At 43.4% G+C, this 14,721-nt stretch carries 13 protein-coding genes; 3 read left to right on the forward strand and 10 right to left on the reverse strand.

The annotated features are described in order from the left end of the window. Positions 1-112: 112 nt before the first annotated feature. The 7 genes from PAENI_RS11880 to cidR all read right to left on the reverse strand — a co-directional run bounded on the left by PAENI_RS11880 (position 113) and on the right by cidR (position 7,434). Positions 113-2,002, reverse strand: coding sequence for an ABC transporter ATP-binding protein (locus PAENI_RS11880; RefSeq protein ID WP_149645378.1), 1,890 nt, complete (start codon positions 2,000-2,002; stop codon positions 113-115). Further along, positions 1,999-3,759, reverse strand: coding sequence for an ABC transporter ATP-binding protein (locus PAENI_RS11885; RefSeq protein WP_042192573.1), 1,761 nt, complete (start codon positions 3,757-3,759; stop codon positions 1,999-2,001). The genes PAENI_RS11880 and PAENI_RS11885 overlap by 4 nt, the downstream gene beginning before the upstream one ends. Continuing rightward, positions 3,752-4,198: a MarR family winged helix-turn-helix transcriptional regulator gene (locus PAENI_RS11890; RefSeq protein WP_042192575.1), complete on the reverse strand. Its 447-nt coding sequence runs from the start codon at positions 4,196-4,198 to the stop codon at positions 3,752-3,754. The genes PAENI_RS11885 and PAENI_RS11890 overlap by 8 nt, the downstream gene beginning before the upstream one ends. A gap of 279 nt (positions 4,199-4,477) precedes the next feature. After that, the gene (locus PAENI_RS32595; protein WP_262495583.1) at positions 4,478-4,600 is read right to left on the reverse strand and encodes a hypothetical protein; all 123 of its coding nucleotides are present in this window, start codon (positions 4,598-4,600) and stop codon (positions 4,478-4,480) included. Further along, the gene (locus PAENI_RS11895) at positions 4,554-5,954 is read right to left on the reverse strand and encodes a DNA-binding protein (RefSeq protein WP_149645379.1); all 1,401 of its coding nucleotides are present in this window, start codon (positions 5,952-5,954) and stop codon (positions 4,554-4,556) included. Before PAENI_RS11895 ends, PAENI_RS32595 begins: the two co-directional genes overlap by 47 nt. A gap of 195 nt (positions 5,955-6,149) precedes the next feature. Beyond that, complete coding sequence (locus PAENI_RS11900; protein ID WP_042192581.1) at positions 6,150-6,389, reverse strand: aspartyl-phosphate phosphatase Spo0E family protein; 240 nt, start codon at positions 6,387-6,389, stop codon at positions 6,150-6,152. A 127-nt stretch (positions 6,390-6,516) separates the two neighbouring features. Continuing rightward, positions 6,517-7,434, reverse strand: a complete 918-nt coding sequence (gene cidR / locus PAENI_RS11905; RefSeq protein ID WP_149645380.1) for a cidABC operon transcriptional activator CidR — start codon at positions 7,432-7,434, stop codon at positions 6,517-6,519. A gap of 112 nt (positions 7,435-7,546) precedes the next feature. Here cidR and PAENI_RS11910 point away from each other — a divergent pair, with 112 nt between their 5' ends. Together PAENI_RS11910 and PAENI_RS11915 are read left to right on the forward strand one after the other, a co-directional pair. Beyond that, positions 7,547-7,921, forward strand: coding sequence for a CidA/LrgA family protein (locus PAENI_RS11910; RefSeq protein WP_042192585.1), 375 nt, complete (start codon positions 7,547-7,549; stop codon positions 7,919-7,921). Further along, positions 7,915-8,598 carry a CidB/LrgB family autolysis modulator gene (locus PAENI_RS11915; RefSeq protein ID WP_042192587.1) on the forward strand — a complete coding sequence of 228 codons (684 nt, stop codon included), beginning with the start codon at positions 7,915-7,917 and terminating at the stop codon, positions 8,596-8,598. Before PAENI_RS11910 ends, PAENI_RS11915 begins: the two co-directional genes overlap by 7 nt. A 76-nt stretch (positions 8,599-8,674) precedes the next feature. Here PAENI_RS11915 and PAENI_RS11920 read toward each other — a convergent pair whose 3' ends face one another. Together PAENI_RS11920 and PAENI_RS11925 are read right to left on the reverse strand one after the other, a co-directional pair. Next, a complete protein-coding gene (locus PAENI_RS11920; protein WP_076285610.1) occupies positions 8,675-9,643 on the reverse strand; it encodes a Gfo/Idh/MocA family protein in 969 nt (322 codons plus the stop codon). Positions 9,644-9,696: 53 nt separating this feature from the next. Further along, entirely contained in the window at positions 9,697-12,003 is a 2,307-nt protein-coding gene (locus PAENI_RS11925; RefSeq protein ID WP_188114538.1) for a helicase C-terminal domain-containing protein, read from the reverse strand. A gap of 283 nt (positions 12,004-12,286) precedes the next feature. On the opposite strand from PAENI_RS11925, the gene PAENI_RS11930 reads away from it, so the two are divergent. Continuing rightward, the gene (locus PAENI_RS11930; protein ID WP_149645381.1) at positions 12,287-14,146 is read left to right on the forward strand and encodes an LTA synthase family protein; all 1,860 of its coding nucleotides are present in this window, start codon (positions 12,287-12,289) and stop codon (positions 14,144-14,146) included. 88 nt (positions 14,147-14,234) lie between these two features. Here PAENI_RS11930 and PAENI_RS11935 read toward each other — a convergent pair whose 3' ends face one another. Continuing rightward, positions 14,235-14,666 carry a MarR family winged helix-turn-helix transcriptional regulator gene (locus PAENI_RS11935; protein ID WP_081382665.1) on the reverse strand — a complete coding sequence of 144 codons (432 nt, stop codon included), beginning with the start codon at positions 14,664-14,666 and terminating at the stop codon, positions 14,235-14,237. Between the last annotated feature and the right edge of the window lie 55 nt (positions 14,667-14,721).

Consider the following 14,721-nt stretch of genomic DNA (forward strand, 5'->3'; position numbering starts at 1 on the left):
GAAAAATCAAAACACCTCATCACATATAAAATACCCCTCTCTTCACATATAAAATCAGCAACATGTGAAAAGAGGGGTTTATGGTTTGCTATACTTTTTCTTTCACTTCAACTTAGCCCGCGTCCAAATCTCCTTCGGAGAACTGACTGTTGTAAAGATCAGCATAGAATCCGCCTTGTGCAAGCAGTTCCTCGTGATTGCCCTTCTCGATTACACTACCTTGATTCATAACAAGGATAAGGTCAGCATCTCGAATCGTCGAAAGACGGTGAGCAATTACGAAGCTGGTTCTGTTTTGCATCAATGCCTTCATTGCTTTTTGAATCAACAATTCTGTCCGTGTATCGACACTGCTCGTTGCTTCATCAAGAATGAGAATCGACGGATCAGCCAGAATCGCACGCGCAATCGTAATCAGCTGCTTCTGTCCTTGAGAAATATTAGAAGCTTCTTCATTTAACACCGTATTATAGCCAAGCGGAAGTGTGCGGATAAAGTGATCGGCATGAGCAGCCTTGGCCGCACGTACCACATCAGCCTCTGAGGCACCTTCACGTCCATAAGCAATGTTATCGCGGATCGTACCATTGAACAGCCAAGTATCCTGAAGCACCATACCAAATTTGCTGCGCAGGTCACTCCGTCTCATGTTGGTAATATTGACGCCATCAATGATAATTTCCCCATCATTAAGCTCGTAGAAGCGCATCAACAGGTTAATCAGAGTGGTTTTACCAGCACCAGTAGGACCGACAATCGCTATGGTCTGACCTGGACTAACCTCAATATTCATGTCCTCAATCAGAATCGCATCTTCTTTATATCCGAATTTCACATGACGGAACTCAACGGAACCTTCCGGAGTACCTTCATCAAGCTTCGCAAGTGTAGTATTAACTTCCTTAACTTCCTCTTCTTCATCCAGAAGTTCAAATACACGTTCTGCGGAAGCAATAGTGGATTGAATAATATTCGCAATATTAGCCGTTTGTGCAATCGGCTGGGTGAACTGACGGGAATACTGAATAAAAGCTTGAATATCCCCGACATCAATCATTTTTCTAGTAACAAAGATACCGCCGACTACACAAATCATTACATAACCCAAGTTACCGATAAACATCATGAGCGGCATAATCATACCGGACATGAATTGGGCACGCCAGCCAGAGTCGTAAAGCTTATCGTTAATTTCATCGAAATCCTTAAGGGACTGCGGTTCACGACCAAATGCTTTAATAATCCGGTGACCTGTATACATTTCTTCTACATGACCATTCAACTGACCGAGTGACTTCTGCTGTCCGACAAAATAAGTCTGCGAACGCTTGGAGATAGCCATAATCACAACGAAGCTGAGTGGCAATGTAACAATTGTAATCAACGTCAGCCATGGGCTGATGGTAAGCATCATTACGATGACACCGATAATGGTGACAATAGAAGTAATCAGTTGAGTTAAGCTCTGCTGCAGTGTAGTACTGATGTTATCCACATCATTCGTAGCACGGCTTAGAATTTCCCCATGGGTACGGGAATCAAAATATTTCAAAGGCAAACGTTCCAGCTTGCTGTTGATCTGCTCACGCATGTCGTAGACGACCTTCTGAGCTACGCCAGCCATTACGTACTGCTGAATATAGCTAAATAGAGCACTAAGCAAATACAGACCCGCAAGTATGATCAGGATATCATTAATATATCCAAAATCAATGGAAGCTCCCTCAACACCCATTAATTTACCGTAAGCACCTTCGAATAGTTTAGTTGTTGCTTTACCCATAACCTTAGGACTGAAGATACTGAATACAGTACTGGCAATTGCCATTACAAGAACGATAATCAATTGAACCATACGAGGTCTTAAATACTTAATCAGACGACGAAGTGTACCCTTGAAGTCTTTAGCCTTTTCTGCAGGCATCCGCATGCCAGGGCCGCCACCAGGTCCAGGACCTTTATGGGCGCGCGGAGCAGCAGGTTTATTGTTTTGTTCGCTCATGCTATTTCCTCCTCTGACAGCTGCGAGGATACGATCTCGCGGTACACATCACTGCTCGCGAGCAGTTCACGGTGAGTGCCCATTCCGGCGATTTCACCCTCATCAATAACAATAATCCGGTCGGCATCCATAACGGTACTAACCCGTTGAGCTACGATTAGAACAGTGGATTCTGTGGTTTCATCTTTGAGTGCCGCACGAAGCTTAGCATCTGTTTTGAAATCAAGTGCAGAGAAGCTGTCGTCGAACAGATAAACTTGAGGTTTTCTCACAAGCGCACGTGCAATGGACAGCCGCTGTTTCTGACCACCAGAGACATTACTGCCGCCTTGAGCAATTTCCGAATCAAATCCATCTTTCATTGCTGACACGAAATCGTAGGCCTGAGCTACCTTGGCTGCATGAATGATTTCTTCATCGGTAGCATCCTCTTTACCGTAGCGAATGTTTTCGTTAATCGTACCTGAGAACAATACCGCTTTTTGAGGGATGTAACCAATTTTGCTCCGTAGCTCTTCCTGAGTCATCTCACGAACATCTACTCCGTTCACACGAACAGCACCTTCGTTAACATCATAAAACCTTGGAATCAAGCTGAGCAGCGTAGATTTACCTGAACCTGTACCGCCGATAATCGCAGTAACTTCACCTGGACGAGCACTAAAGCTAATTTTCGAAAGTGCAGGTTGTTCCGCGCCAGGATAAGAAAAGGAGACATTATCGAATTCAACAAAACCACGCATATGATCACGGCCGTCTTTTTTAGTTGCTTGAGCCGTTGTTTGTAATTCACTCTCTGATGGATCTGTGAACTCCGGCCGCATATCGAGCACTTCATTGATACGCAAGGCTGAAGCTGAAGCACGAGGAATCAGCACGAACATCATCGACACCATAATCAGGGAGAACATGATTTGCATCGCATATTGAATAAATGCCATTAGTGAGCCGACTTGTAAATCGCCATCGCCGATTCGAATCCCACCAAAGTAAAGAATTGCGATCATGGAAAAGTTCATAACAATCATCATAAGCGGCATCAAACCGGCCATGATTTTATTTACTTTGATCGCTGTGTCTGTCAGATCACGGTTAGCCTCGGAGAAGCGTTTATTCTCATGATCAATCCGGTTAAATGAACGGATAACACGGATACCCGTCAAATGCTCACGTAGAACCAGATTTAATTTATCCAGCTTGATCTGTATCGCTTTAAACAGTGGTAATCCCTTCATCCCGATAAAGAAAATTGCGCCAACGAGTACCGGAATAACTACTACAAAGATCAACGATAATTTCGCATCTTCAGATACCGCCATGATGATACCACCAATCATCATCATCGGTGCACCGATCATCATACGCAGCATCATAGTAAGTACGGTCTGTACCTGCGTAATATCATTCGTTGTACGGGTAATTAAAGATGCGGTACCGAGCTTATCGAATTCATGCAGCGTGAAATTCTCTACGTGGTTAAACACACGAGCACGGGTAAGTTTACCGAACCCTGCTGCCACTTTTGCTGATAAATAGCTGGCAATGACTGAACATAAGGCCCCGCCCCCTGCAACTAAAAGCATGAAGCTACCTATTTTCCAAATATAAGTTCGATCTCCCTGAACAATACCCTTATCGACGATGTCGGACATCAGCGTAGGGAGGTATAAGTCGCCCATGGACTGCAAGAACACAAGAATTAATACAGCACCAATAGCTACTCGAAATGGCTTCAGTTGTTTAAATAATTTAATCAAGCTTCTCATCTCCGTTCATTTGTAGCCTATCCCAATTAGGTGGTGGATTATCCTCAACGAATGCATGTACTTTCAGCAACAGTTCTGTGAGCTGCTTAGTCTCTTTTTCACCTAAGTAACGTACGAGCTCATCAAACATTGCGTCTCTATATTGCTCTGCTCTTCGTGTGAGTTTTTTTCCACTCTCCGTCAATTTCACGCGTACGACTCTTCGGTCCGAAGGATCTGCGTGTCTTTCCACCATCTGTTTCGCCTCAAGACTATTAATCAACTGCGTAATAGTTGGAGGTGTGAATCCGAGAAGTCGGCTGATTTCAGATATCTTTAGACCCTCATCATCAGAATGATTCCATTTTTCAATGCATATCATTAAAGTCATCTCACTCGGCTTATGGCCTTCAACACCCTTTTGCCATTGGCCTTTATGCAGCCGTTTCATCGCCGCAAAAAGCTCGTGTGCGACTGAATTTTCAGTATTTTCTGTATTTCCTCCGTTTATCCCAATTTCTTTCACCTCTAATTTAGTTAGGTCAGCTAATTATTAAACACTGTATTATTTAGGCTACCTAATTATATTTTCGGCGCAAGGCTTTGTCAAATTTTGAATACGGTATCAATTATTACGAAAAAGAAAACTCCCCAGCACAATGGCAAGGGAGTCCAATTTCGTATATGTATTACTCTGTATTATAAGAATACTGAATAGATTTCTGTATTCTTAGAACCAAGCTCCATGCTCGTACGTTGTAATGCCTCCATTGCTTCCAGAGCCTACAGGTCCGATAATGATGAAGCTAAACAATGCTAACACGCTTACCATCATCAATAGTGATTTTTTCATTTTTTCTCACCCCCTTTACTAATTCTCTATATTTCTCCTGTTGAGCAGTATTAGCATAATCTCTACTCATTTCAAATAAAGTTATACAATTAATAAAGTCTTTTCCATTATTCTGCTTAATAGATAACTCGAGAGATTTCACAAGATAATCCACACCTGTAACATAACGTTTCCTATTTATTTGATAGATCGCTACTTGATAGTACAAACGGAATACACGGTCCACGTTATTCGGCTCCTGAAACCCTTCAAATCTCAACATTTCTCGTGAGAATCGTGTAAGTATATTATCAGCAGAGAACCCATATCGATTAGCCGCATCCATAATGGTAATAAGTCCTGCCAAGATTTCGCCCGGGTGATCTGCCAAAAAATCCGTATAGTTAGGCAAAACATCCACATTGCCCATCAACATCTCTATCGTGAATCCATTACCAATTGCGAATAACCGGAATTGCTCTACAGCCTGACGACCTTCTTCGTTAATCATTTCAAACCAGCTAAGGTCTGCATAGCCTGCAGTATACTTCTTAGCTTCCTCATATTTACCCTGCTTGGTAAGTGAGATCGCTTTAAGTAGATATCCATGTCCATAATAAACAACAAGCGGACGTTCAGTATGAAGAACTTCCTTTCTTCTATCCTGACTTTTTCGTAATTGGTCACGATAAACAGCATTGGCCAACGTTCTTAGTTCATCAGCGAACGACTCCATTTTAATCCATCGCCGAAGATCAAAGCTCAACTGCGTTAGAGTAAGTAGACCATCTAACTGCATATTTTCTGGCAGTCGATTCCTGAAAGGTTCAAATGTAATAACTGCATGCAGCTTCTCATCAGAATCGACAATTGATAAGATTGCTCTAAAAATACGATAATGACTGATAGCCAATCTCTCTGAGTAGCTGTCGGACTCATTCTCTGCTACAATTTTATAGAAAAACATGGATTCATCTATTTTACCTTTATTAAACAATTTTTCGGCTATCGAATAAACGATATCTAGCGATTTCGGATATTCCAATAATCTGTTTAAGGTATCATCAATGCATTGCTGCTTACCTAGTTCAGCGCAACGTATTAAAAAAGGCTCCACCCTGCGGCGTGAGACCTTCTCCTCATTAAAGCATTCATCAATATATAAAGGATACAACCAACCGTCAGGAAATCCAAAGGCTTTAATGATTGCATCTATTTGTCCCAGGGACATAGGCTTCGGCGGATTCCCGTGCAAAATTGCACTGAGACTTCCACGATTCAGGCCACATATTTTTGCGAATGAGGCGAGATTATGGCCGGAGCGGGACAGATTTTTCTCAATTTCTGAGCGTATAGTTGTTAACTTTCCCTCCACTCGGCACCCCCAAAGTTTGACTTGAAAAGATTCTATTAATTGACATTATAGGTGAAAGTTATGGATTGTACAACCAATAGATCGTACGACAAAAAGAGGAGCGTATTTCTCTCCTCTTTATCGGTTGGATCTTTGTAATAGTGTAATTCTATGGATGTATCGAGTTTAATTTATTGTAATAGCGGCATTTGAGCTTCAGCAGTAAGCTGTTGCACTTGCCTTGCGACTGCGCAAGTTCTCCATCATCTTATGTTGTGCCAGCAAAATATAACCGTCCAATCGCTCGCTTAGCTCTAGGACAGCATGGTCACTAAGACTCCGTTGCTCCGCGACTTCCAGCAATTCGCATCTAAGGCTCTCTATAGTCACAAACAGCTCATCTTCTCTGTAGTCTCTTCTATAAGCTTTCTCGGAAGAACCTTGATATAGTGTCACAACTCTCTCCTTCTCTCTATCAACATCTCTTCCTATCATAATCCATGATACCAAAAAACATATTTTCAAAAAAAAAGAAAAATTTGCAGAACATCCACAAAAAATAAAACAGCTATTTATTCGGATGCTATATAGGCTCGTGGGGAAGCTCATTTGGATACTGTTCTCTCAATAGTCCCTTTGCAAAAGAAATCCATTCACGTGCTGCGAATGATAAATAACGGTCTCTACGCCAAGCCATAGCGATCTGCCAAGGAATTACCGGTTCTGTCAAAGGAATGACTACCAATCGTGAGCGATCCATGTCACGGCAAATGGTTTCCGGCAATAATGCGATTCCCATTCCTGCGGCTACCATCTTGCTGATTAAATCCCATTGTGAACTCTCATATATAACCTTCGGCTGAAATCCAGCTTTTACACATTCCGTAATAATCCGATCGTGCAGCGTGAAATCCTCTCGAAATAGCACGAACTCCTCTTCTGCCAGCTCACTTAGCGGAACAAGCTGTGCCTCGGCCAGCCGATGTCCCATAGGCAAAATAAGATTCAGCTTCTCTTCAACAAAGGTAAAACAATGTAGTTTGGCTGTATCTACAGGCAATACGACCATTCCAATGTCCAGCAGTCCCGTTTCTACATCTTCCTCCACTTTTTTGGCCCCATCCTCATGGAGACGAATCGTAACCTGCGGATAACGTTTATGAAATTGACCAATCACCGATGGAAAAAAGCTCGCTCCTACCATTGGAGGCAAGCCGATGCGGATGTGGCCCTGCTCCAGATTCCGTAAGTTATCCAGTTCGGAAGACAAGCTAGCGAAAGACTCCACGATATTTTGCGCTTTGGTGAACAAAATTTCCCCTGCGTCTGTAAGCCTTACACTCTTCCCTTCACGGTAGAACAAGTCTGCCTCCAGTTCGACCTCCATATTCCGAATCATTTTACTGATCGTGGGCTGTGTTATATATAATGATTCAGCAGCTCTGGTAAAGCTTTTCATTCGTGCCGCTTGAACGAAATATTCTAATTGTCGGATATCCATTTATGTTCCCCCTAATCCATAGACAAAAGGAATGTCATTTATTCGATCTATTCATTTTACCTATGAAAACAATTGATGTAAACTTTCATTATCATGAAAGGAGCGAAGCCTTATGAAAAAGATTGTTATAGGCTTGCTGCAGGTAGCGGGACTTATGTTATTCTCTTTACTTATCAATGCTGTGACCCCATTATTGCATATCCCTATTCCCGGAAGCATACTCGGAATGATTATATTGTTTCTCCTGCTTGAGTTCGGTGTCATTCGTCTGAATTGGGTAGAAGTTGGTGCTTCTTGGCTACTCGCCGAGCTCCTGCTGTTCTTTATTCCATCTGCTATAGGTGTAATGAAATACGCTAATATTCTGGAAACCGATGGATTACGCATTCTTGCCGTTGTCGTCTTAGGCACATTTGTTGTGATGGCTAGTTCCGGATTACTTACCAGTAGAATTTATAAAGCGAAGGAGCGGAAAGAATCATGTTAAACGCTCTACTATTCTTTGGTCTCACGGTCGCGGTGTATTTACTCGCGAAACGTATCTATGCTTCTACCGGTAAAGTCTACACCTCTCCATTAATCATCACACCAGTGATTATGATCATCTTTCTGCTTATAACAGGCATTACTTATGACTCATACAATGCGGGAGGAAAATGGCTGACGGATTTGCTGCAACCAGCAACCATGGCCTTTGCCATCCCTTTGCATAAGAACTTCAAGGTACTCAAAAAGCACGCCGCCGAAATTGCGGCAGGCGTGCTATCAGGGACGATAGTTGCGGTGATCTCTTCCATTCTGCTCGCCAAATGGCTGCATGTTAGCGGCGATCTGGCAGCTAGTCTGGTCCCGCGTTCGGTAACTACACCGATCGCTATGAGCATCTCGCAAAGTATCGGCGGTGTACCGAGTATTACGGCAGTCTTCGTCATTATTACCGGGATACTTGGTACAATGATGGGCCCTACTGTACTTCGCATCTTCCGCATTGAGAATGAAATTGCGCGCGGTGTATCGCTGGGAACCGCTGCACATGGTACAGGAACATCCAAAGCCTTCGAGCTTAGTTCACTGACCGGAACCATCTCCAGTATTGCGATGATTCTGTCCGCGCTGTTATCTATAGGTGTGGCGCCAGCTTTGCTCGCGATATTCCTCCACTAGGCTAACCCAGCTTGGGCCAAGGGCATGTCTCTTTAGTACATCTAAAGTAGCATGTCCTTTTTCTATGAATCGAACCTTAGAACTTAACAGGCAACCCGCTTTGCGCTGAATCATAGGCCGCACAGGTGACTTTGAGGGTTTTGTATCCATCCTCATAGTCGCATAAAATGCGCGAGCGATCCCCCGTCCGTACAGCATGTATAAAGGCTTCACTTTCTACTAAATATGGGTTTCCTGTATTCGCAAATTCGGTGCTATTGCCACTTCGCACTTCCAAGAGACGATCCGGGTTCCAGTCCAAAAGTCCCCGATCATTATAGAAGCTAAGACCTACACTTCCCACCTCATCAGGTAAAACGCATGTATTTGAAATATTAGCAATAATTCCATTTTCAAGCTTCAGGGATACGGTACCTACATCTGCCACGCTCACACCTTCATGCTGCTCATGCATAATCCGGTTTCCGAACATGCCGTAAACTTCCTTTACTTCTCCGGCTAGATAGCGCACCAAATCAACGATATGTGTAGTCTGCTCTGTGAATTGTCCTCCGGATTGCTTCTGATCACGCCACCAAGCTACGCCTGGCATGCCGCCCATCCATTGCCCCATAACCATACCGACTTTGTCACCACGCAAAGTTTCTTTCAGACGTTTAATGTTCTCCTGATAGCGGAAATGATATCCTACCGAGGTTAACAAATTATGTTCTTTGATATCCTGAAGTAGGCTTGCGGGAATTTCAGTAGTCATACTAAGCGGTTTTTCTATAAAAAAGGGAATATCCCTCTTGATTAATGATCGTTCGATCGCACCATGAGATTGTGGAGGCACACAAATATAAACAGCATCGAGCTTCTCCGCATCCAGCATCTCCGTAATATCACCATATCCAGCAGCATCGTAAGGACGTGCCATATCTTCGCCTTTAGCCTTACTGCTTCCACAGACCGCCTGCAAACGGACATCATCCATCTCTGCTAGTAAATCAGCATGTACCTTAGAGAACCAGCCCGTACCCACAATACCCACTTTTAATGTCATTCTTTTTCCTCCTGCCGATTGATTATGAATACCTTTTCATAGATTATACCCTCTTATGAGCGGATAAGATAATCTCTCCATTCTTCGGGAAGCAAATGCTTATAAGGACTCTGCAAAAAGCGATCATCCGCAAGCACAATAATGCCTGTATCTGTCTCACTTCGAATCAGCCTGCCTCCAGCTTGCAATACCTTGCACATTCCCGGGTAGACATAAGCATAATCAAAGCCTTTTTTACCTCTGGCATTAAAATACTGACGCAGCAGATTACGCTCAAGACCAAGCTGTGGTAGGCCAACACCAACAACCATTACCCCGTTGAGACGGTCTCCTGGCAGATCTACACCTTCCGAAAAAATCCCTCCGAGTACAGCAAATCCTAACAGCGTCTCGTCATTCTCTGGACTAAATGAAGCTAAAAAAGTTTCTCTAGCCTGCTCACTCATGCCTGTATCCTGCATCAAAGTCCGTACTTCGGGGTAATTCTCCGTAAAGACCTGATATACGTTTTGTAAATAAAGATATGAAGGAAAAAACACCAGATAATTGCCCTTCTTTGAAACCATTTGATTCAATGCCTGAGTTAACGGGAGTAGGGAAGCTTCCCGGTCATGATAACGTGTGGAGACAGGCAGCACGGTCACTTCCCATTGCTCCTTCTGAAAAGGAGATGAGACCGTTAAACTGTAATCTTCCTCCACCGCACCAATCATATCCCGATAGTACGATAATGGAGAAAGCGTAGCAGAGAACAGAATCTGACTTCGAAAGCTCTTAGACATTTGTTGGAGTAAATGCGATGGATCCAAATTAAATAACTTCAAGTACACATCGCCGCGCCGAACCTCAGCATAGGTTATGTAGCGTTCATCATAGGTCTTAAAGGTGCGAAGCATCCCTTGAACTGCAAAATAGGTATCCAGAAGAACATTCTCTCCTTCTCCATTCTGAGGAACAATGCTGGCGCTCGGGTGAATAAGTTCCTGTTCCGCCTCCAAAGAAAATATCTCAAGCAAGGCTGGCAGCTCCTCCGGGAACGTAGCCCACTGCCCTTGCCCCTCTTCATTACAAATTTTGCGAAGGGAGATGAAAAAAGCATTCACCGATTTAGCTGCAGCACTCAAATTACGGTTTACTTCCTTGTACTGACGCTGGATTTCTAGAAAGGGGGCCTTCAGCAAAGAGGCAGAGAACATCTCTCGCCCCCGGTCTACCAGATTATGCGCTTCATCTACCAGAAGCACCGTTTCTCTCTTTCTCTCCTCTGTTAGCCGTTTCAGGCTGATCCGAGGATCATATATATAATTGTAATCACAAATCACCGCATCACAGGCATAGGCTGCATCCAGCGAGAACTCAAACGGGCACACTTTATGTTTGTGAGCATACAGTGCTAGGGTGTCTCTGCTCATCAGTGTCTCATGCTCTAACAGATCCATTACCGCATCATTAATCCGATCATAATAGCCTTCCGCATAGGGACAGGAATCCTTACCGCAAATCCCTTCATCATGAAAACAGGTCTTCTCTTTAGCAGTAAGTGTGATGACGTGCAGCTGAAGTCCCTGCGTCAGCAGTAGCGAGATTGCTTCCTGCGCGGCAAAACGGGTAACCGTCTTAGCCGTTAAATAGAACAATCCTTTAGCTTGTCCTTCGCCCATTGCTTTAAGGACCGGAAACAGCGTCGACATTGTTTTTCCGATGCCTGTGGGCGCCTGAGCGAACAGACTGACCTTTTCTACGATGGATTTGTACACCGCTCCGGCAAAATGCCGTTGTCCCTTTCGATAAGAAGGAAACGGGAATTGTAACTCTCGAAGGCTCTGCTCTTTCTTAGCATCATGACGAACCATCATCTCAGCGTACGGAGCATATCTGGCTACGGTATCATTAGCAAATGAGATCAGTTCATCTAAAGACAACGTTCGGTACAAGCTTTTTTGCTCATCAGTAGCCCGGTGGACATAGGTAAGCTTTACTTGAATAGAAGAAAGCTCCTGCTCCAGCGATACCATATATGCGTACATCAGCGCCTGAGCCCAATGAACCTCATGTCCCTCTTCCAGCATGTCCAGCAGTCCGGAGGTTGATTTGATTTCTTCGACCGTTAGGCTCCCATCCTCCGAAACAAGCAGTCCATCACAGCGCCCATCTACAATATAGAGTAAGCTACCATAAGGGATCTCTGTTTTCAGATAGACCTCCTTGCGGTCACCCTCCTTATATTGCTTTTGGATTTTCTGATGAATTCGTGTTCCTTCAACCATAGAGGAAGTACCATGAAATCCAGGCTCAATACTACCGCTGCGAAAAACATACTCGACGAGAGTTCTAACGGATAGGGTTACAGTATGATCCAACTATTCTCACCTCCCTTAATTAGCCATATATCCTTTTTGTTCCCAATGTCTATTTCGGTCCTTTAATCGCTGTATAACCCCATGGGATAGCATAAACATCATCTTTCACCTATGCGTGTTTAACTTTACGCACTCCACAAAGCTTATACTTACGCTTTCGGTTTTTGACTTTCTTCTGCTAGCCCTGCATAATAAATTTTATTACTATGGAGTCATTTTGTCTTGGTGCTGTTTCGTCCTGTTTGAGAAATGGCGTTTTATCATGTAGAAAGAGGGGGAAGCTGTGTCATCCTTTAATATTAAACGTTGGATCATTAAACCTTTTGTGTTTTTCACAATACTTTTTATCCTAAAAGCATTTCTGGCTTGGGGCGTCATTTTTGATGATGTGCTGCCTTGGAAATCATTACTGACAGAAATCCCTTTTGCCTGGGCGCTCTTCTGTATTATTGAGCGGTTCGCCTCCAAACGAAAACTTGGATATTACATGACAGTCAATTTATTAGTAACAGCCATCTTTTTCGCAGCCATTATGTATTTTAAATATTATGGTGTCATTGTAACTTACCATGCCGCGGAACAGGTGAATCAAGTCACAGCCGTCAGCAACAGCGTATTCTCACTGATGGATCCTTACTACCTGTTAATCTTTACAGATATAATTGTCCTAGGAGGCTATTTCTTCTTTAATAAGAAAGGCCGTGTCTATAAAAAAGAGAATATCAACCGTCGTAACGGAAAAATAAAATATAGTGTTCTATTCGCAGTCTCACTTGGTTTATGCTTGTTCAACATTTTGCCTAATAAGGCTAGTATGAACGAAATTAAGAAAGCTCAGGAGATGGGTATTCTTAACTATGAAGCCTATACGATCTTTGCAAAAGAAGAACCAGAGCTTGTGCAATCAAGTGACATTACACAAGATGCCATCAACAAAGTGAAGGGGATTAATACTGCGGTTAGTTCTCCACTTCATGGCACGGCTAAAGGCAAAAATCTTATTATCATTCAATTGGAATCCTTCCAGAACTTCTTGCTGGGTCTTGAGCTAGACGGGCAAGAGATTACACCGAACCTGAACAAGGTAATGAAGGATAGTCTTTACTTCCCTAATTTCTATCAAATGGTAGGTCAAGGGAATACGTCGGATGCAGAATTCGTAGTGAACACATCCGCCTACATCCCTCCACGTGGTGCGGCAACGATGTCCTATGTGGATAAGGTGCTCCCAAGTCTGCCACGCTTGCTTAAAGACAATGGGTATCAGACCGCAACCTTCCACACCAATGTCGTAGAGTTCTGGAACCGTGGTGAGCTGTATGACTCACTGGGCTTCGATCATTATTATGATCGTTCATTCTTTGGTGAAGATGATGTTTTCTTCTTCGGCGCTTCTGATGATACGCTCTATAGTAAAACTGCCGACAAACTGAAAGAAATGAGCAACGAGGGTCAACCCTTCTACGCTCAGATCATTTCGATGTCAGCGCATCATCCATTCACAATTCCTGAGGAAAAATACCGCATGAAGCTACCAGAGCGTTACGAAGGTACTTTTGTGGGTGACTATATCCGTTCCCAGAACTATGCGGATGATGCCTTCGGACATTTCGTAGAAGAGCTTAAAGCGAATGGCGTATGGGATAACAGCGTGATCATGATTTATGGAGACCATATGGGACTGCCTATTTATTCTCTCGATCATGATGATAAGCAATTAATGACTGAAATTTATGGTCATGAATATTCCTATGCGGATATGTTAAACATTCCTCTGCTCATTCATGCAGGAGACAGCACAGCACCACAGACCTTAGAGCAAGTCGGTGGCGAAGTGGATATTATGCCAACTGCTGCTGGTCTTCTTGGAATTTCATTAGAGAATAACCTAGTTTTCGGTCAAGATCTACTCAGTCAGACTTATAATTTGCTGCCAGAAAGATATTATTTACCTTCTGGATCTTTCATCTCCAGCTCAGGACTGCTTATTCCGGGTAACAGCTTTGAAGATAATACCCAATACCCTATTTATAATGGAAAAGTACCGGCTGCTACTGAGGATGAATACAACCGAGCATTGAGACTTCTACAGCTTTCCCATAGCTATATTACGCAGCTGCCAGACAAACCAATTGAACCTTAGAACTTATCATTATTATATTTCAAAGAAGGCCACCTTCTCTCCGGAGAAGGTGGCCTTCTTTCTGTATCTATAAGCTAAAGCTAGAGATTTACCGTTCCTGATCCTCGATCATACGGTAGTACTCCGCAAACTTTTGCAGCTCTTCCGGCTTCAGTATAGATAAATGCTCAGCAAGCAGCTGTTTTGAACGGAAATGTCCTTCTTCAAGTATTTGCTGACCTTGCTCGGTGATGGTCACCACAACCGCTCTCCGGTCCGATCCATCCGTCTCACGCTTAATAAAACCCAGCGCTTCCAGGCGATCGAGCATCACGGTAATGGCACTGGATTTGACCTCCATAGACTCCGCAAGTTGTACCACCCGCGACTTTTTCTCTTTCGCTACTATATTTAACAGACCCATCTGAGGTACGGTAAGTCCGAGTTCTTTATGCAAAGTCCTTTGAGACATGATCTTACGCTGTACTCTCCACATGGATAATCCAAGACGCTCTATTAACGGATCTAATTGATGCGGCATCCTTGTTTCAACTCCCAATCCGTTTTTAATAACTCAAGCGTACCACTAGAACTGG

It is taken from the genome of Paenibacillus sp. B2(2019) (assembly GCF_008370385.1).
GTDB lineage: Bacteria > Bacillota > Bacilli > Paenibacillales > Paenibacillaceae > Paenibacillus_AQ.

What these genes read in the sequence shown, in the direction of transcription:
- PAENI_RS11910 (WP_042192585.1), top strand. Translation starts at nt 7,547, where the DNA reads ATGAAAAAGATTGTTATAGGCTTGCTGCAGGTAGCGGGACTTATGTTA.
- PAENI_RS32595 (WP_262495583.1), bottom strand. Translation starts at nt 4,600, where the DNA reads ATGAAAAAATCACTATTGATGATGGTAAGCGTGTTAGCATTGTTTAGC.
- PAENI_RS11935 (WP_081382665.1), bottom strand. Translation starts at nt 14,666, where the DNA reads ATGCCGCATCAATTAGATCCGTTAATAGAGCGTCTTGGATTATCCATG.
- PAENI_RS11915 (WP_042192587.1), top strand. Translation starts at nt 7,915, where the DNA reads ATGTTAAACGCTCTACTATTCTTTGGTCTCACGGTCGCGGTGTATTTA.
- PAENI_RS11920 (WP_076285610.1), bottom strand. Translation starts at nt 9,643, where the DNA reads ATGACATTAAAAGTGGGTATTGTGGGTACGGGCTGGTTCTCTAAGGTA.
- cidR (WP_149645380.1), bottom strand. Translation starts at nt 7,434, where the DNA reads ATGGATATCCGACAATTAGAATATTTCGTTCAAGCGGCACGAATGAAA.
- PAENI_RS11890 (WP_042192575.1), bottom strand. Translation starts at nt 4,198, where the DNA reads ATGAAACGGCTGCATAAAGGCCAATGGCAAAAGGGTGTTGAAGGCCAT.
- PAENI_RS11880 (WP_149645378.1), bottom strand. Translation starts at nt 2,002, where the DNA reads ATGAGCGAACAAAACAATAAACCTGCTGCTCCGCGCGCCCATAAAGGT.